Below are 19,461 nucleotides of genomic sequence, written 5' to 3'. Positions count from 1 at the left end.
AAATCTACCGGTTAAATATAAAATCGAGCAAATAAAAGGTAACAAACTACCGATTGGCAACTAAAAACTTCAATCAATCGGAACTTTACTACCGTTTAAAATTCCTTAGGTTTTTATAAAGTTGTAACCCGAAATTTGAATAGTGCATCAGCTAACAAGATCCGCCTATCTATTGAGCACCGCTCTTACTGGAATACTCTCGAATATATTTAGCCAAGGGTTCATAGTGCCTGAACTTAGCGAACTCGGCGTCGCCTTTACAACGAGCAGATAGTTCTTGGCTGTCGATCCATTTTTTTGCATTGGCGATTGAGCCAGTAGCGATAATCGATGCTGAAACAGCTGTCCTTGAGCCACAGGAAATATCTAAGTCGGCATAACGGTATAACACCGAGAGGATGTTTTCGGCTGTAGCCTCTTCTCCTGCTTGTACAGCGTGGTAAATTCCTTGACCTGCGGTTTTAAAAATGTCGGTTACTAAGAGTTTGTTTGTCCAAGACGGCAGTGCTTGAATTGCTTGTAGCACTTGGCAACTGTAACAGTTTTTATTCATTGCTGAGTATTGTGCAATAAATCGATTCACCTGTTCAGTAGTCGCTTGTTTTTCAACCATCCACGCAATTAAAGTCAATGGGCGCTGTTCGTCCGACCATGCGCGCCAGTGTTCATGAGATTTGAGTTCAGTTAAAAGGTTCTGAAGACCAGCATCATCCTGTGCCGACGTTATCTGCAACAATGCATCACTGAATTGTTGTTTGAATGCCTCTTCCCAGGCTGCTTTTACATCGCTTGTAGCCGGAATCTTGCTGTAATCAATAGCGAGTAATTGTGATGTACTGGCAACCGGGTCCTCATTGTCTTGCTTGAGAGCTTGAATATTTTTCAAATCTTCCAACCATTCATATTGGGGAGGAACTATTTGCCCTAAAGGTAGCCAGTCTTTAATGATTGTGCGCGCCAATAACTCGCGCACAACCTTACTGTCTTGGTGAAAGAAGCGTGGGGCAATACCATATTCAACTAAAAACGGGAGTAACCAAACCGACACGCTTACATCACTAGGATCTTGTTGATTAATAAAGTTGATAAACTGTTGCCATTGGTCTTCATAATTATCGTTTTCTGTTAGTGCTTGCCCTAAAGTACGGAACTGATTGAGATAAGGACTAGCACTACTATAATGGCTTTGCATTTTAACTATGGTCCTTTGCGCGACATCAAACTCTCTTGCCAAAACAGCGCTAAAAATTAAGGTTTGATATGCACGAGCTGAGCCGGCATTGCTCGCTTTGTACGAAATATCAAACGCCTCGTCTACGCGACCGCTATGTATGTAGTGTTCGGCAAGGCGTTGCTGTGCAGATGATACATCTAAAAATCCTTGTGGATTTGAGGCAATAAATTTCTTCACAACCTCAATCGCTTTGTCACGCTGACCAGTTTTTACGTATAGCTCTTCCAGCTCAATGCTAGGCATTTCAAGTCGATACTGATGTGCATTAAGCACCTCTTCATAAAGCACAATTGCGCGCTGTGGATCACGCTTGGCTACTTCTTTGGCAAGTTCATGACCCGTATTCCAGTTTTGTGTATAACGTTGCGGAATAGGAGTTGTGGTAAATTCAGGCTGCCACCACTTAGGTGTCAATGTGAAATTTAATAAATAATCCTCTGGGATAGAATATTCAGGTGTCTTAAGCGGCGAACCAAACAGTAATTCTGAACGCTCAATGTGAGCAGTTACCCTATTTGCCTCTAATTTACTTACCGCCCATTTTGCGGCTATTTCGTCAAAGGGATCATCTATATAATTCAACATTCGCACACCAGGATAGGCAGCTGACCAATCAATGGCTACTCGTTGTATCTTGTCCTCGTACGACGAATGCCAACCTGTCATGCGCGATGCATATCGGTTAAACATAATAAGCGCATGTGCATATTCTGGCATTAAAGATGGCGCTTCTAGTAATGATGTTAAACCTTCATTTAAGCGGCGTACCAATTCTTCACGCATTCCCCAGGCACGCCACATTGACAGCTTTTCGTTAGATGCTGAAATTAAACGGTGAATGATTTCCTTTAAAATCAGATATTGCCTGTATTGTTGCCTATTATCGGCTGATAAAATGGGGACATCGTAAGCTTGTTGCTGCATCAAATTCATCATTTGCGCGGCGTAACTATATCCACTACCAGCGTCTATATACTGGCGGATATCAGACAAATCCCCATCTAATTGCGCATTGTCGAGTAATAACAAAAATGCAGCGGCAGTAACCGAACCTGAATTACCACGATTGAGCTGCATGGTAATACTGGTCTTTTTATACGATGAAATGGTCAAAACACTATCGAGAAGCAAGCCATCTGCTGCAAAACGAGTATTGTACATTGACTGAATAGCTTGATCGCGATGAGGAGTAAATTCCATTAACTGCAGGGCATGTAAAAATAGCGCATAATTTTCTACTTTTTCACTCTGATCTGGCGCTTGGTAATCAATAGTTGAAAATGTGCGGAGTATATTGATTTCAGGATAACTAGTTGTGTTTGGTAATAGGTTAAGTGTGAATAAGTCGCTATAGGCTGATGCTTTTGCAACGCTAATCAGTGCCGCTTGATCAGTGTTTAACGTTTTCGCATCTGCTGCTAACAATACATTGGCGATTGCAGTGGCTGCATGTTGCTGCGCCAAAATGGGGGACACGCGGCTCGTTAAAATACTTAACCAGGTCCAAGCACGGCCAGCTTCCTGTAAATGTGCAGGGGAGAATTGGCCAATCCCTTGGCTTAACGCATCGATTCGGTTGTATACCGACAATAAACCTGAAGGCTGCCATTCTTCAATTGCTGAATTTACGGTGTTTGAAGATAGATTATGTTTCATCAAACCTGCTTGACCGGCGGTAGTGGCAATATAGTTTCGCACTTGTTGCCACTGGCTAACGGATATTTCGTCAAGTGATAACGTAAGCGTTGCCGGCTGAGTCAGGTACGCCGAGTGTGTAGTAATAACCAGTTGATTGTTATCGTGCAAAGCCAAGTCAATGACCAGTTGAATCGGTTGACCGGTAATGCGCTTAGCTTGATTGCTTTTGGCATCGACCAAATAATTCTCTACCCACACATGTGGCGTAGTTTGTTGACGGCTAAATGGGCTGGCAGGACGGCTGATAAGTTCATCGTGCACAATACCCATTTTGTATTGATGCATTAGTAAAAGCTTTATGCCTTCGCGCAACGCTTGAGCATTGAGCCAATTCCCCGCAGAGCCATCATGACTACGCAAATGTCCAATAACAGCGATATTCGTAGCTTGTGAAATATCATAAACCGCACCGTATTCAAACCAAGTTAAAGTTTCAATGCTTGCGTCCGCATTGCGTTTCATTGCCAGAGCTTGATAGCTATTTTGCTGAATATCGCATTCACATCCGCCCATTGCTTGGCAACGCTGAAACATTGTGGTTTGCGAGACTGGGGAAACACCTTCCACTAAGCTTGGAATGTAGTTACCACAAATAAGCAAGCTGTACTCACTGTTATTTAAGTCACTAAACACTTCATAAGGATCGTTAAGTGAACTTAGATCAACTTCATATTGTAAGCGTTGCGCCAATTGATAAATATCACTGTTGACAGAGCAATCGGCTGTGTCCGTTCCCTGCGTACAGAGTCCTGGTTCATCACAAACGCCATCAAAGGCAAATTCGCATGAATTATCCGCCCATACTTGTGCTGAAATCATTAGCAAGATGCTCAGAATCGACCATTTCAAAAACAATGTCCTAGTCATTTCTGTCTCCTGCTGGTACCAATTCAATACGATGTGATAACTCACGAATCTGCTGGCTTGAGCTAAGTTCCATATCAATGGTTTCGGTAATTGCTGGAATTAAGTCGATTCCCTCAATAGGTTTACTGCTCACTAAGTTATACATTTCGTATAACCCTTTATTACCGGTCATAACCAGTTGTGAACCGTGCATTTTACCATTGTTGTAAAACTTGCTTGTATTGGCCTCTGACTGGTAATAACTGTTGCCGTTATTAACATTGATAAAATTAAGCTGGTTGCGACTGTACACCACTAAAGTGTCATCCGCTTGGGAAAATAAAATTCCGTAAATAGCATCGATTGACTTGGTTCGCCAAACCAACTTTTGCTCGTCTAATCCACCTGAGTATAGTGCTACTGAGCCATCGCTTTCGCCAATGGCGATAAGAGAACCGTCAGAACTAATTGCAACACCTCCCACCCCAAACTGGCGCTTGTATTGCTGAGCCACTTTGCCGGTTAGTTCATCCCAAATATAAATATTACCGTCAACGTCGGATGTGAGCACTTGTTGACTGTTAGGTAATGCAATTAAACTCGTAACCGCACTGGCATGTTGATAAAAATGAATTGGGGTATTCAGGGGGTTGTCGGTATCGAAAATTTCCACTCGACCATCATCATAAGCGGCAAATAATTTAGTTGACGTCTGTGAGAACGCTAAATGCTGAATATAAGAACGCGTTATCGGCATAAGCGTATCTCTTCCGGTATCTCTATCTTGTAGCGCTAAGAAACCATTTTCACCGCCCATTGCTATATAATTGTCATTTGCAGCCAGCGCATAAAACTGATTGCCACCAACCGCACTGGCTTCGTAATAATTGTACAATGAACCAGAATACCAACCGCCTATAGGCATACTGTAAACACGCTTGAGCTGAAAGCCACCGGCAATCAGCATTTCATTTTCCAATAGCAGAGTGTCGTACAAATTTCCGTTAACCGTTTCAATTGACTCTGGTATGGGGGTTTGGTTTTGTGCAGGTAAGCGCCATGTTTTTAGTCTCGTATCATCCGATACAGTGACAAGCGTTTTAGATTTAGCTATCCAATTTAACTGAGTAATTTCGTCTTTGTGGATAGGAAAGGTTCGTTGTTGTGAATCTTCATTAAACTCAATTAATTCACCATTTGCCGCCCCTGCTAACCAACGGTCTCCGGCGAAGACCACAGATTCAATACTCGCCGAATGCAGTTGTAGGCAGTTTAAATTTTCGTCGCGGAAAGTCGCACTTTGACCTACATATTCTTCGGTATAGCTGTGCTGCCAAATACACACCTTACCGTTATCTAATGCGACCGCCATGAACCCATTTTTTGGGTCAAATGCAGAGTCGTTGATTGAATACTTGGCGCCAGACAGCTGTAGCCTGCGCACTATTGCGCCGGTAGCTAAATCTGAAAACGCAATACTGCCATTATTACTCACTGAAATCACTACAGTACCCGCTGCACTTATAGCAAATGCATGTTGAGGATCTGTCACCATTGATATTGCATTTACACTGCTTTGAAGAGAGCTAATTTGATATAGCACTTCGTCATTTACTGTATCGATAGCTACTATATTACCCTGTTCGTCGCCGACAAGTAGTAGATCGTCCGTGGCAAAAAATGCGCTCGTGGGAGCCCCTTCAAATGTGTCAAATTCTGCTATTAGGGTTAAGTCTTTAGAGCGCCAAATTTTAACGGTTTCATCATGCGCGGTAGTTGCAACCAAATCACCGGAAGGACTAACAGCTACGGCAATAATTATTTCCTTATGCGCATCCATTGATATTTCTGGCTGTAATGAATCCACATTGTATCTGTACAGCATTTCGCTAGAGGCGACAAACAATGCCTCTTCGCTTGACGCCAATATGGCATCTTTTTCAGTTCGGCCAGGCGTGGTGCTAATCATGGCTAATGAGTTCGGATCAACTTCAAAAATTTGTCCTTTGTCATTAATAACCAGTAAAACATCATCAACTATCATCAGGGCCTGTAACCAACTGGGTTTTAATTGGGCTTGCTTCAAAATCTTTAAATTATCTTTATCAACCTTTACCAATTCGCCACTATAACCACCGATGAAAAAAGCGTCGTCAAATGCCACCATGGCGGTCGTATGCATGGGGTCATCAATGGTAAATGTCTGTTCTACTTGCTGCGAGCCAGTGTTCCAAACAGCCAATTCATTCTGTGATAGAAAGTACAGAGTATTGTCATCGATTGTGAACTGACGACCAGCATTGATACCCACATCGTGAACAGTGGTTTCAGCGTAATTTTCACCACTAAGTTCAACTAAATAGTTACCGCTGTTACCAATGAAAAGGTGCTCTTGGGTATCAGACACAAACTGTAATGCATAAATATCACTTTCGACGGGGTCGGTGTAAACCGTTGATTTGCTATTATCTATGGTCGAATACAGTGTGACCTTACCGTTATAGAAACCTAGTGCGAGCAATTGTCCACTCTCATGCACTGCAAGTGAGCGAATTTGGTCATCGTTAGAGTCAGCGAGAATACGTGTAGCGCGAAGTTGATTGTTTTGTGCTAAATCGATCTGCCAAATGTCACCGCGAGTATCACCAGCGTACACCCACTGACCGTCAGCAGACGCAGCTAATGCAGAAATCGCATATTCACTGGTTTTGTAATGCCTAAAGGTTAGGCCTTCTTCGGTTTTAGTAACCACATACAATCCGCCTAGATTAGTGCCAACCAAGGCAATACCTCGTTCGGGTAGAGATAGCATTGCCCATGTGGGATCTAATCCTGTTGATGCCTGGGCCACAGCAAGTGGCATTTGATTGAGTAGCTGCCAGGTTTTGGTTTCAACTTGGGCAGTGGCATTACGTTGCAGAGATTCTTTGTAGTAGAGCAGTGCCTTATCTTTTTCATCTCGCTCAGCAAATGTATCTGCTTGCGCAGCGAGTGATACAGCAAGAGCATGTTGTGCTTCCTCTCGGGCAAGCTCAGCTTCATCTTTTTGCTCAAACGCTTTCCATCCGGCAAAAATAGCAATGACCAGCAGAATCGAGGCAACAATTAGACCTTTGCGGGTAAGCGCGGCAGCACGTTTTTGCGCCACAGCTTCTTTTTCTCTGGCTTCGGCCAGTTGTTTGGCTTCGTTTAACGCCTTGTTTTTGATGGCATCCTCACGCTTTCGACATTCATGCAAATAGGTATCATCACTATTTGAAAAGAAATTCGCCATATCTGCACGTGCACGCAGTGCTTCGGCATCTTCAAGGCGACCTGCGGTGTGATTTAGCCAATCATCAGCCTGATTATTAGCTAGCCAATCACGGGTAGCTCGCTGTAGTGATTCTAGGACCATCAGCGCGGCGAAGTCATCTTCTAACCAACCTTTGAGTAATCCCCATTGACGTAACAAGGCTTCATGGGCGGGTTCAACCGTAATTTCTTTGTCGGAGTTAATATCCGTCGATAGCAAGCGTTGTTCAACCAATAGCTCAACTAACGGATGTGCTTCGGTAGGAATTTCCGACATGCGAGCAATGCGTCGTCGTGGTGCCTGAGTTTCGGGATCTATGCCAGCCAACCAAGGCACTAATGCTCGCCGCATCAGCGCTTCTAGCGCCTGTCGCTCGGAAGGTAAACGCTGATCGTAGAGCGCACGCTGAAATACTTCCTCGGTAGCAGCAGTAATCGCCCCATTGATTCCACCTAAATCATGATACTCTGCAAGTGTAAGATCCCCATCAGCACCATAGTCTTTGTGCAAACGTTCTAACGTAAATGCAAGCAATGGCAAGGCATCTTTGCCGCTGCCTTGATCCAAATCTTGTAGTAAAGCTTCGGTAAGCGCTGGCTCGATATCAAGAGGATTGCCTGACTCATTCATCCGCTTGGCGGGCCCTTCAATTACTTCTTGATAAGCACCTTTTGGCATCGGCGCTAAGCTGAAGGTTTGCTGTGAAACATCGGTAAAGGTCTTGTAAGCTTGCAGGGTTTCGTAGCTATCCGAACGGATAGTGAATAACACGATAATGGGCAGTTCATTTTGTTCCGCCAACCGTTTTAATAACACTAATAATTGCTCGGCCTCTACTTCACCTTCACCCATAAAGAGCTCTTCAGCTTGATCGATACTCAAGATCATTGCAGGCTTTTGTGCACTATCAAACAGAGCAACCGCTTTGGTTTTCTCGCTGTAGTAATCTTGCAACAAGCTCATAAGTAGAGCGAAATGACTCTCAGATTCTCCTGCTTTCAATACCAAATCGCGCAGAGCGGCACGATTTGTTGAAATCTGACTCTCGGTAAAGCACTTTAGCAAGGTATTTGCCAACCCAGATTCACCAGTAATCGCAGCGCTTTCAGGACGAATTATAGGTAGTGGTACAAAGTGCCGTTCGTCTCGCGATAAACGTGGCATTATGCCTGCGCGCAAAAACGACGATTTACCCGCGCCTGACGCACCTAGAATTACCATAAATCGCGGCGGTGGTAGCTCTTTTAAACCGCGGAGTCGAGCGAGCAATTCGATTGTGGGTGCTTCGCGACCAAAGAATATGCCCGCATCACATGACTCCATTGGTAAGAGCCCTCGATAGGGAGGACGAAATGGGTCTGTGGCAGGTGGCCACTCAAAGAATTTAGGATCTAAACCGGCTTTAACTAAACCAGAGTGCAGTCTAATAAGCCCTTGTTTGGAAAAGTGAACATGGCGCTCTTCACTCGTATAAGGATGAACTACACGATGGATTTCATGATCAGTACCTGTGGCTAATTCAACAAGTTGCCAAGTGCTGGTAAGTTCTTCGGGTAAGCTTGCGATGTCGAGATCTTCTATTAGCAAACCGAACAATTGTTTATTGAGGCGTCGCGCTAAACGATATTCTTTACGACACCAATCTGAATCTAACCACTGCTGGGTAACACAAAATAATACGGCGTCACAACGATTAGCTGCTTCATGTAGCGAGCGCTCCCAACGCTCTCCTGCTGCGATACCTCGCTTCGGATCAAGGTCAAGGAACAATTCGTCCCAACCTTGTTTTAACAACCATTCTTGTACCGCTAGAGCTTCAAAGTTATTCGCACTTGAATGGCTGATAAATATCTTCGACACTAACTTACTGCCTTGTTTTGTGCGTGCTACTATCCGAAAAACAGTAACTACGTCTCCCTAGATTAGGTCAGTATAAGCAAATTTTTAATAATTTGGCAATTTACAGCCCCACCTCACCAATAAATCGCTCCCAGTGTCTGTGTTGCTTTGTGAGTTCTGATGCCATTTCTCGGTCTTGGGCCGCCTTATCAAAGTGATTATTCATCATCGAACTTTGTTGCTTCATGATGGACGACAAATCAGCGGTATTGTCGGCAATTCGACTAACTTGACGATCGAGGTTTTCCATCGAACGCTTAAAGGTTCTAACAAAGCTTTTGAATTCGTTACTCTCTAAATGGCGCAGTGCTGCATCTGTGCTAACAAACTCTTGCTTGAGCAAATCATTCATGCGGTTAACCACTATCATGTAGCCAATTTGCTCATCGCTTGATAAGTCTTCTGCTGATTGTTCTAGCATTTTGGATTGTACTAACAAACGGCGAGCATCTTTTTCTTCACTGAAATAGCTCAACATGCCAACGTATTCACTTTTTTCTAATTCATAAGCACGATCATTAGCTTCACGCACTTGTTTAGCAGTAGGGTAAGCGATAATGAAATCGTTATATGCGTTGATGGTGTCTATGTCTTCAGCGAGTTCAAATGCTAACTCGTGCATATTGGTTAGGGCTTTTTTAGCTAGCTTTGAATCTGGATTATTTGCAATGAACCAGCTGTATCCCGCAATATTATCTTCGTCTTCTACCGATTTAAAAATATCAGTAACGAATTTATTGGCCATTTCTTGGTTAATAACGTCGCTGTATTTAATCCAGCCTTCTGCTACTGCTTTTCCATTATTCGTTTTTGCTAACACTTCTGCTTTTTGTTGAATGGTTTTCGCGTTTTTATACTCATTCATCACACTTTGGCGCTGCTTTTTCTCTTCAGAATCAAAATTAATGATCGAATTCTTCGCGAGGTTTGCAACCCTATGGTGTGAGAATTCGCTAACTAAACGTTCTAATGTATCAATATCTCTTTCTCTTTTAGCTTTATCGAAAATCTCCTGTAATTCTGAGTCGTAATTATTGACGAAATCCTCAGAAAATATTTTGTACTTATATTTTCCTATTTTGTTATAGGTAGCATGGAACTCACTAGCACATTTAATGAATCCTCTTGTTCCGATACTTTCTTTATATCTATCTTTATATCGCTCGTGGTATTCAATTATTTCTACTTCACAAGTTTTAGTATGAAAAATAGTGTCTAATACTGTTTGAGAATAATAACCTTGACTAGCTGATAGCAGTTTTACTATTTTTTCTGCTCTATTAGCACTGCACTCACTTGATGAGGTTGGGCATACTGCATCATCAGCCCAATAATAAAAGCTTTTTAAGCTAGAAGCGTAACTATTCTCGACAAAGATTAAAGTACCTAGGAGTACGATCAGAAACTTCATAAAATCCCTTTTATTTACATAAGTCATTGTTATCTTGAACAATATAACAATTATTTATCGTTTAAAAAACTGCAAAATTTAAATCTTAACTTAGCGTTATAGATTCTTAATTAGTTTTTTGGCGCAGTTAAAACTATGCAACAAAAGCGCGGCATTATGCAGTTAGACATTACTCCAATTTTTTAGTCGCCTGTTTTCTCAAGCCTTCAAATATGCTTGTGACTACATATTCAGGGAAGTGATTTGGTACTTTTGCTTCAACCCCACATGCTTTGTCACATCGGTCTGAGTGCGATTCTGCTTTTTTCCTTGTAGCCCTATGTAATCAGCCAACTCTCTAGAATTTATTAGTTTCATATCAGTGCCTTAAACTATTTATACCCTTTAAGGTATTTTTATTCATTTAAACCCTTGAGGGTATAAATAAATCCTTCAACTGTGCTACTTATACAATAAATCACCAGTAATAGTGATTTATCATAAAAGTCAGATTGTTCAAACATAAATTAACCATTACTGGTGATTTTATTTGTATTTAGTCAGATATCACCTATAATCACCAATCATAGTGAATAATTAACTATCGGTCCGAATATAATGGCGAAAAAAGTAATAGCGTCTGAACTGCCTGACTCAGTATCTATTGATAATGCACAGATACTAGGACAGCTTATCAAAGCGAAACGTACCCAGCTTGGCATGAAATTGGCTGATTGTGCAGCGCTTTGTGGGATTGGTATCAACACCTTATCTAGACTGGAAAACGGCAATGCAAATTGTACTTTGTCAGCGATGTTTTCTGTATTGCACGGGCTAGGAATAAAACTCACATCGAAAGAATTAACACCAAAACAACCAGACTCTTCTAATGAAGAGGGATGGATTTAGGCATGGATACTATTAGAAAAGGCGACGCATACCAGCTAAATGTAACTTATGGCAATAGTTTTGTTGCTGCACTAACACTTGATAAAACAACGAATTTATTAAAGCTTAACTATTCTCAGCAATGGCAACAAAACGGCTTTGCTATTTCACCTCATCTGCCTCTAGCAAAACCACATTCTCCAGAAGTTGCATACAACTATCTCGATAATGCATTACCTGAGGGAGAAGCGCGAAGATTACTCGCTAACAACTTAGGTGTTTCCGAAAAAAATGTGTATTCACAAGTACGCGCTATTGGTAATGACCTAGCTGGCGCTTTTACTTTTATGCCTGCTGAACAAAACATAGAAGAGTACACACTCGCAAACATGCGGATTGTTAAGGAAAGTGAACTCATCAAAAGATTAGACGAAAAAGAAGAGTTTGGTTTATTAACATGGGACGACAAACCTAGGCTCAGCGTTGCCGGTGTGCAAGACAAATTAAATGTGTTTATTGACGAAAATGGAAACATGGGGTTTGCTGACGGCCCTCTATGTTCAACCCATATCCTTAAATTTGAAAAGAAAAACTGCCCCAACCTAGTATTAAACGAATTTTTTTGTATGCAGCTTTCCAGCGCTATTGGGCTACCTACTGCCGAGGTGACATACAAACGATTGGGGCCACATCCTGCGCTCGTTGTTAAACGATTCGATCGCAAGTATAGCAAAGAGAATAATAAAGTATTAAGACGCCATGTAATAGATGCTTGCCAAGCACTAAATTTATCTAGAGATTATAAATACGAGCGAAACCTCGGTGATGGAAGAGATGTTCAGCATATTCGCGATGGCGCTAGCTTAAATAAACTGTTTGAATTTAGTAAGGCTATGTCGTCACCAGTAGAAAGCAAAAACTGGCTTATCCATTGGCAACTATTTAACTTAATGATTAGCAACTACGACAGCCATGGTAAAAATATCTCTTTGTATTTTGACAAGACGAACGCGCGCTTCACCCCTTCTTACGATTTAGTCAATATCGCCATGTTTCCTCAATTTACACAGACACTGGCAATGGCCATGGGTGATGAATTCATGCCAGATAACATTCATGCCTATCAACTCGCCGACTTTGCAGAAACCTGCAACATAGATAAAAAGCTGTTATCCAGATTGTTAGTTAATTTAGCAGAAAAAGTGATACACCAACTTAATGGAAACGATTTTATCGACAACATGAAATGCCAGCCACACATTACCGAGGAGGATATCGCTTATTTTCATGCACTACGAGAGAACATACTTATGAAAACAGAATATTTAAAAGCCCAGGCTGGGGATATACCTTTTATCTCAGTTTAAGGACAGAACATCAATCGCTCCCCTTTTTTATACTTATGTCTATGTGACTGATTTTTTTACACATTTTTAAGCGCAGGTTTTAACCAATTGATTTAATTAACATTTCTTTTGAGCATGGTTTTTGCTTAGCGAATTATGCAAAATAATCAGATATAACAATAAGTTAATATAAAAAACTCATCCGCAACAATATGGAAAACAACAAATAAGGAAACATTCTATGAGATTTAAGCTGTTCTCATTGTCAGTACTTTTGGCATTCACCCTTAGTAACAACGCCCAAGCGGGTCTGATTTCATATCATTCTGCGACAACCATAACCAAATCGAATTGTCCCGAGGTCGATCTGGATTATTTAAATGAAAACAGACAACAAATTGAAGAGCATTTTGGTTATGACACAAATGCCGTTGGGCTAGTTATGGCATGTGAATATGCGGCAATTATGAGCGGCTCAAATGATACTGACTACGATAAAGCCATTGGCGGTAAGTATTCTCGCTCGTCTATCAGACGCAATGCTTACGTTGAGTCTTTACTAGATGACACTGAATTGGCGCTACCTGAAATTCATATGCTAGCCGTTGCTGAAGAAAATGAGCTTATTATAGGTAGAACTTTTGCAGCACAAAAATATAAATGGTGGGGAATAAATCAAACCTTAACATTTACTGCAGATTTTGATTACCTAATTTCCGAAACTATTCATGATAATGTTCAAGTAAGTCAGTATGCGTGGTATGAAGCGGCAATTGCTGCCATCACTGATTTAGATGTAAGTTCTGATCCAAGTGAAGTTTACCCAATCAGCATCGATGAGAATTTATTATTAGGCGGTGATTATTACCATAGCCAATCTTCTCCTAATAGTGGTCAAGAAAGGGGAGACGACGGCAGAATTTCATTCGAATTTGATGTTACCTTCGGGATGGAATTTTACTTATTCGGAAGGGGCTCAATTATGGCATTCAACGGTGGCTTTCTAGACTCATCTCATACCTTAACCTCTTCGTTAACGGTAAGCGGCGCCACCGAAGAAGAAAGTGAAGCCATAATAAGCAACAATTTAACCCTGATTAAAACAGTTTCTGTTCCAGCCCCATCTACATTGGCTATCTTTTTGTTAGGTGCGTTAGGTTTGGCATTTAGACGTTTTAAGAAGTAAAACAATCTTTAGAAGCGATCAATTGATCGCTTCTGCTTTTAGCATTGCTTACCTTAGGCTTTATCGTTTAATAGCGCTAAAGATTCTGGGATGTGATAGACGGCCTTATAATCATACTTGATGGTGTCGGGTCGTTTTTGCTCAAGTTGTTGCCAACTCAGTAAGCAATCGTGGGTTTTCAGCACTTCGTTTTTGGAAGCACCGTAACGCCAGTTATTCACCACATGAAAGGCATTCCATCTGTCGTGTTCTACTCGCGCTAAAGCGTGAATTCTCTGGGTGATCTCTTTATTGTCTAAACCTAATTCGGTTTTAATTTCATCCATCCAAGCATAAATAACATTGAAGTCTAGATCAGAAAATTCGTCTAAATAGGGTAAATCAATACTGTCTTGTTTAGCGTTAAAATTTGCACCCGCTAGCGTTTGAATTGGCGTTTCGCCCCCCAAGGCTAACAATTTGATAGGGATATGGCGCTTTTCAGTAAAGTTAGATCGTCGCTTGAACAATGGCTGATTGACCCAGTGCAACCAAGCACTAGAATCTTGACTTTGAGCATCATGAAGTTCTATACGTTGATTCACTTCTTCATCAGATAAATCCCGCAACCCTAGCTTTGCCCTGGCATAAAGATGATGGCTTTTTTCAGCCAAGGTTTCGTTTTTATTATTCAACAATGCAGAGCCATTAAGCGTTGATTCCAGCGAACCAAACGGCTGAATTTGAGTATGCTTGATGTCGTGCTTAAGCATACTTAAATAATGAAAAGTAGTGGACGAATCGGTTTCTCGCATCTGTGAAATAGTACACATATCGTATAGACGCAAAATGGATTTTAAGGCGAGGTTTTCATTTTGGTCACAGGCAATAATATGATTAAAGCTAGATGGAGCTTGTAACTCTTGTTCTGAGGTTACAAATTCAATGTCCCATAAATCCAATCCGTTTCCATTGCAATTTGCTAACACTTGGTGATGGGTGACAAAAAAATCATTTGGCTCGGGGCTTAGTATAACAATTTTTGCTTTTTTATGATTGCAAAAATGCGCCATCAACAATAACTCTCGTAAAATGGCTACACCAATAGCGCCAAAACCAGCAAGAAGAATGCTTACCGGTTGGGCAGTATCTGATGCTGTATCGCCATTGCTCCCTAGCTTCATAGCTGCCACTAAATTTATGGCTATTTGCTCATTTTTATTGAAAATATTGACCAACAAACCGGTAGACAATTTTTTGATGTTTTCAATGGCATAAAACGCATTGGGTTCAAACAACTTGTAACTCATCACGTTTTCAATAGCGATATGACAATGTAATTTAGGTTTATATGGCGCTTCTACCAAGGCTTTTAAAATGGCTAAATTTTCTAAATCACAGCCTGTCATCGCGACCATGCAGTGGGCATTTAGAATAGATGCTCTTTTCTGAATTGCGAGCTGACTGCTATCCCCTAGCAAAATCGTAACAGGCTGCTTTTTGTATTCAGGTAACAAGGTATTGGCATGGTCGCTTTCAACCACAACAACCTTTTTGTTTTGCTTTATTAAGTCATCGATTAAATATTTACTTTCTTCATTCAAGCCAAAAATTACAAAATGACGCTTGTAAAACCTAACGCCAACGTTGGCTTTAAACCAACTGCCAGCGGCGTAAATAGTCGCAAACGCAATGGAGAAAAATACAGAGCAAGCAGCGGTTAATCGAGCAGCAGAAATCGCCCAATGTTTTAACTCATCATCAGCAGGTGAAGAAAGTAATGAAAAGAGTTTAATGGTGCTGTAAATCACATCAAACCAGCGAGTTAGAACAGGATAAGCGACTTCTGGATTGGCGACGTATACTGAACTAAATCCTAAAATGCCCAAGCCTAAAGTCAGTATGACCAAACAAGCTAAAAAGATGATGCCCGTTAGATTTAGAGGCGTAGCGTTACCCTTATTAGGTTTCATTCAAAATTCCTTATTGCGGAGAATACATAGAGCTTTCTGCTAGCCAAGCTTAGAAGAAAGTGAATATTGAATGTAATCCATGCTGTGCAGGCAAAAGGGGATATGAGATCCGAAGGTTCGAAAATTCGCGGAGGGTCATCTAATAAAATCCTTATTACATCTACTTCAAGTGTTGCGTCACTAGCACATAACCGATCCACTTTTATCGGTCGAATTTAGACCTTAATTGAGTAAGGTATACCCGAGTGTAGTGCGGGCGTTTTCCAGTGGTGTTTCGGATTCTCCCCCATATAGTTTTAAAATTCATCTAAAACTTTAAATTTATTAGATATTTAAATGTGAAAAAACCCAATCGCTTTGATTGTGTTTTGTTAAAAGATAAAAAGCACCATTAATTCTAAGGAAAATCACCCCTTACTTGCCTTCCAAGCTTGCATTGAGCCTTGTAAAACTTCTACATTTTCGACGCCTTGCTGTAGCAGGTAACTGGCAGCTATAGTTGCTCTTACGCCAGATGCACATAAACAAGTGACGCGCTCCGCCTGTTTAATCTCGTCTATATTGTCAGGCACAAATCCTAAATAGATGTGTTTTGAGCCTGGTATTGCTGATTGGTCTCGTTCATCTTGTTTGCGAACGTCGAGCATTAGCGATTGGTCTGACCTATTTTCATCGGCGAATTGATCAACCGTTAACAAGCTTAATCGGCGAACTTTGTCGTTACTATTTCCAGTAAAAACGGGTACTTTGCTGCCGTAGCCATGAAGATTATCATAGCCCATACGCCATAACTGCTTTGCAGCCGATTGTGCTTGTTCGGCAGAATCGGCAACAAATACAATAGGGTCATCGTAATTTAGAAACCAACCACCATAAGCAGACACCATCCCACCATGCAAAAATAAACTGCCGCGGATATGGGACTGACAAAACGCTGGTTGTCCACGCAAATCCACCAGCTGGCAGGCAAACTTGCCAGAGATAACATCATCCCACGCTTGGTTGTCGAGTTGAGATAAATGTCGCTCGTCAATCGCTTCAGCTTTGCCTCTAGCATTGTAATGTTCCATCTTTTCAAAATAAGGCGCGTAGTAATGAGTTTCAGCTAGTTTGGCTTCGACAAATTTGTCTTTATCACCGATTTTTAATTTTGGATTATGACGCTTTTCATAACCTAATGTGCTGAATTCACGGTCTGCCATACCACCACCGCAAACGCTACCAGCTCCGTGGGCAGGATACACAATGGTACTTTCAGGCAGTTTAAGCAATTCATGGAGACTATCGTAAAGGGTGGCTGCAATTTCTTTTTCTTGGTCAGGATAGAAGTCAGTTCGACCTACATCGTTCACAAATAAAGTGTCACCGGTGAAAATAACTACAGACTCATCGCTAATAGCGGTATCGGCAACCACATAACACACACTGTCTTTGGTGTGTCCTGGGGTCTCCCATACAGTGACTTTTAGTTCTCCAACTTCGAACTCATCGCCTTGTTTAACTGCATCGGCGTAATCAATGGATTCGTCACTGTGACGACCATGATACACCGGAATATCCAACTTGCTTTTAAGGGCAGCCGCACCCGACACAAAATCTTCATTGCGATGGGTTTCAACCACAAATTTAATCCTAACATTTTCAGCTCGGGCGGCTTTTAAATAAGGTTGAATATCAAGTTGAGGGTCAACAATAAACCCCTCATTTCCGCTTGTAACTAAATAAGATAACTGAGCTAAACCTTGCGCTTTAAAAGCCTGTACTTTCATGTACTTCCCCTTATGCTGAATCGATGGGGTTTTATATGAGGTTTTTTGGAGAGGGGATCAGTTAACCATATTACGACTCATCACCCAGCTCTTGCTCTATCATCTCAACCAACATATCAATATCCCGAGCCAGTTGAACCCTAAAATTCTTCACGCTTTGGGTCAGCTCAAGTTTGGCTGCCACCATATTGCGGTGGATAGGATTATCGACAATAAGATCGAATTGGTTGGTGTCGCCGAGGTTCATTTCTAAGGAGGGATTATCGGTTTTTAATAACCGCACGAAATTGAGCTGTTCAATCACCACAGGGTCAATTCTGCGTTGCTGCACTTCGGCTCTATCTTCAATTAAAAAGGATAAATTATTAATGCCCATATCAATGGCGTTAAATCGCTTTCTAATTTCCATATTCGAAATATGATCTTGCTTGCCCGTGCTTTTGATGTAGCTGTAGGTATTGATAACAGGCACATCTACTTCAAAGTTCCAGAACGCCTGATACAAAACCGCATCCAGATTGTATTCCTGCAACAAGTCATCGCGCTCAGTTTTTTCTTTTAACAAGGTATTGAGCACAAACAAGGCATAATCTTCATTGTCGATGCCGCGCTGAGACTGATTTTGGGCAGACTTTAAATCGGTTAACAAGCTTTGAAGAATCGCAATTTCTTCTTGTTTTAACTTGTACTCAAGGTTTTTATTATTCACATGAAGAGCAATCAAAATACCAATCACCACTAGGATAATCTCGCCCAAGGCATAGGTAAAATAGCGCCCCAATCGCCCCTCTTCCAACAGCAGTTTTCGCATCCGTTTGAATTGCAGTATGAACAATCTAAAGCGCCTTAATCACATTTGTTTGAATAAGTGCAATTTAGACTACGCGCAAAATTTATACAGATCAAATTTGGGGAGATTTGCCTGTTTTTGATTATGTGTGTATTAGCTGTTTTAAATAGCGCTCAAACAAACTATTTACCAAATCGAGCGAACTGCTTAGCCTATGGTCACCATCAATCAAATGCAGCGAACACTTAGCTTGTTCGGCGTATCTTACTGAGTTTATATAGGGAATAATGTCGTCGTCCCAACCGTGGACGATTTCTACATTGGATTGTTTCGGAAAATGAATTAATCATTTAATTTAGAATCGTGCGCATATACCCACGAATACCCACCAGCTTTCGGTCTTATTCCCTTACACACCATGCATATGTTTGAGTCATTTATTTTCATTTTTCTTGAAGCATCTGAGATGGAAATGAATGTATTGAGAATTTTACCAGTCTTAGGATCTATCATATTTACAGGCTTTCTTTTGGCTTGGGTCGATTTTTCGATTCCACATTTAGGGCAACCTGTACCACCAGTTCTTTTTGAAATAGACGCCTTATATACGATTGAACAACGAGGACATTTCCACCATGCTTTAAAGTCTGTTCCCGGTTGAAAATGTTCGGGTAGTTGCTTTCCATTCAATGGGAAATGCCATTCTTCGGCAATCTTAGGATGTTTATATTTAAAAGACCTTTTCTTCAAACTAGTTTTGTATTCTAAAATTTTAGGTCTATCTCTTTTGATGTTGATATCAACTGGACAGCCTAACATCCAAGTGCCAGAAAAGTTTATATGTCTAAGGAGTTCACCTAACATTTTTTCAAGATTATTCGGCTCATATAGCTTGTCCATACCATACATTTTATCGGCAATATTGGAAGGAAATTCTGGCATTTTTTCTCTCAGCCTAATCAGTTTTATGCCATTTTTTTTGCAAATCTCATATTTACGTTGCTCTCGTTTAATTACACTTTTTTTATGCCATGCTTCCCCATCATATTCGATTGCAAATTTTATAGAGGGTATGAAAATATCTAGCTCCATGATCTTCCCCTAAATCTGTAGACACTCAACTAGCGAATTTGTATATTTCTTCAAATTCATGGGGCGACTGCTGACC

The 19,461-nt window shown here is 41.1% G+C and carries 11 protein-coding genes; 3 read left to right on the top strand and 8 right to left on the bottom strand.

Going from position 1 to position 19,461, the window contains the following annotated elements; genetic code table 11:
• Positions 1-169: 169 nt before the first annotated feature.
• From ACNKW3_RS14330 to ACNKW3_RS14315, 4 genes are all read right to left on the bottom strand, one after another.
• Positions 170-3,799 carry a tetratricopeptide repeat protein gene (locus ACNKW3_RS14330; RefSeq protein ID WP_427399997.1) on the bottom strand — a complete coding sequence of 1,210 codons (3,630 nt, stop codon included), beginning with the start codon at positions 3,797-3,799 and terminating at the stop codon, positions 170-172.
• A complete protein-coding gene (locus tag ACNKW3_RS14325; RefSeq protein ID WP_427399996.1) occupies positions 3,792-8,933 on the bottom strand; it encodes a TIR domain-containing protein in 5,142 nt (1,713 codons plus the stop codon). Before ACNKW3_RS14325 ends, ACNKW3_RS14330 begins: the two co-directional genes overlap by 8 nt.
• 100 nt (positions 8,934-9,033) lie before the next feature.
• Positions 9,034-10,383 (bottom strand): hypothetical protein, encoded by a 1,350-nt coding sequence (locus ACNKW3_RS14320; RefSeq protein WP_427399995.1) that lies wholly within the window; start codon positions 10,381-10,383, stop codon positions 9,034-9,036.
• Between the two features lie 222 nt (positions 10,384-10,605).
• On the bottom strand, positions 10,606-10,740 hold the full coding sequence (locus tag ACNKW3_RS14315; RefSeq protein WP_427399994.1) for a hypothetical protein: 135 nt from the start codon (positions 10,738-10,740) through the stop codon (positions 10,606-10,608).
• Positions 10,741-10,980: 240 nt separating this feature from the next.
• Between ACNKW3_RS14315 and ACNKW3_RS14310 the strand changes: the two genes are divergently transcribed.
• The 3 genes from ACNKW3_RS14310 to ACNKW3_RS14300 all read left to right on the top strand — a co-directional run bounded on the left by ACNKW3_RS14310 (position 10,981) and on the right by ACNKW3_RS14300 (position 13,782).
• A complete protein-coding gene (locus ACNKW3_RS14310; RefSeq protein ID WP_427399993.1) occupies positions 10,981-11,271 on the top strand; it encodes a helix-turn-helix domain-containing protein in 291 nt (96 codons plus the stop codon).
• Between the two features lie 2 nt (positions 11,272-11,273).
• The gene (locus ACNKW3_RS14305) at positions 11,274-12,617 is read left to right on the top strand and encodes a HipA domain-containing protein (RefSeq protein WP_427399992.1); all 1,344 of its coding nucleotides are present in this window, start codon (positions 11,274-11,276) and stop codon (positions 12,615-12,617) included.
• Positions 12,618-12,837: 220 nt separating this feature from the next.
• Entirely contained in the window at positions 12,838-13,782 is a 945-nt protein-coding gene (locus ACNKW3_RS14300; RefSeq protein ID WP_427399991.1) for a PEP-CTERM sorting domain-containing protein, read from the top strand.
• Between the two features lie 53 nt (positions 13,783-13,835).
• Here ACNKW3_RS14300 and ACNKW3_RS14295 read toward each other — a convergent pair whose 3' ends face one another.
• The 4 genes from ACNKW3_RS14295 to ACNKW3_RS14280 all read right to left on the bottom strand — a co-directional run bounded on the left by ACNKW3_RS14295 (position 13,836) and on the right by ACNKW3_RS14280 (position 19,385).
• Complete coding sequence (locus ACNKW3_RS14295; protein ID WP_427399990.1) at positions 13,836-15,734, bottom strand: NAD-binding protein; 1,899 nt, start codon at positions 15,732-15,734, stop codon at positions 13,836-13,838.
• A gap of 407 nt (positions 15,735-16,141) precedes the next feature.
• Positions 16,142-17,503, bottom strand: a complete 1,362-nt coding sequence (locus tag ACNKW3_RS14290; RefSeq protein WP_427399989.1) for an MBL fold metallo-hydrolase — start codon at positions 17,501-17,503, stop codon at positions 16,142-16,144.
• Between the two features lie 70 nt (positions 17,504-17,573).
• Positions 17,574-18,314: a hypothetical protein gene (locus tag ACNKW3_RS14285; protein ID WP_427399988.1), complete on the bottom strand. Its 741-nt coding sequence runs from the start codon at positions 18,312-18,314 to the stop codon at positions 17,574-17,576.
• 321 nt (positions 18,315-18,635) lie between these two features.
• Positions 18,636-19,385, bottom strand: coding sequence for a zinc-ribbon domain-containing protein (locus ACNKW3_RS14280; protein ID WP_427399987.1), 750 nt, complete (start codon positions 19,383-19,385; stop codon positions 18,636-18,638).
• Positions 19,386-19,461 lie beyond the last annotated feature (76 nt).

This window comes from Glaciecola sp. 1036 (genome assembly GCF_050306235.1).
Lineage (GTDB): Bacteria > Pseudomonadota > Gammaproteobacteria > Enterobacterales > Alteromonadaceae > Glaciecola.
Note: the sequence above shows the minus strand (reverse complement) of the source record. Positions and strands in the feature narration are given on the sequence as shown.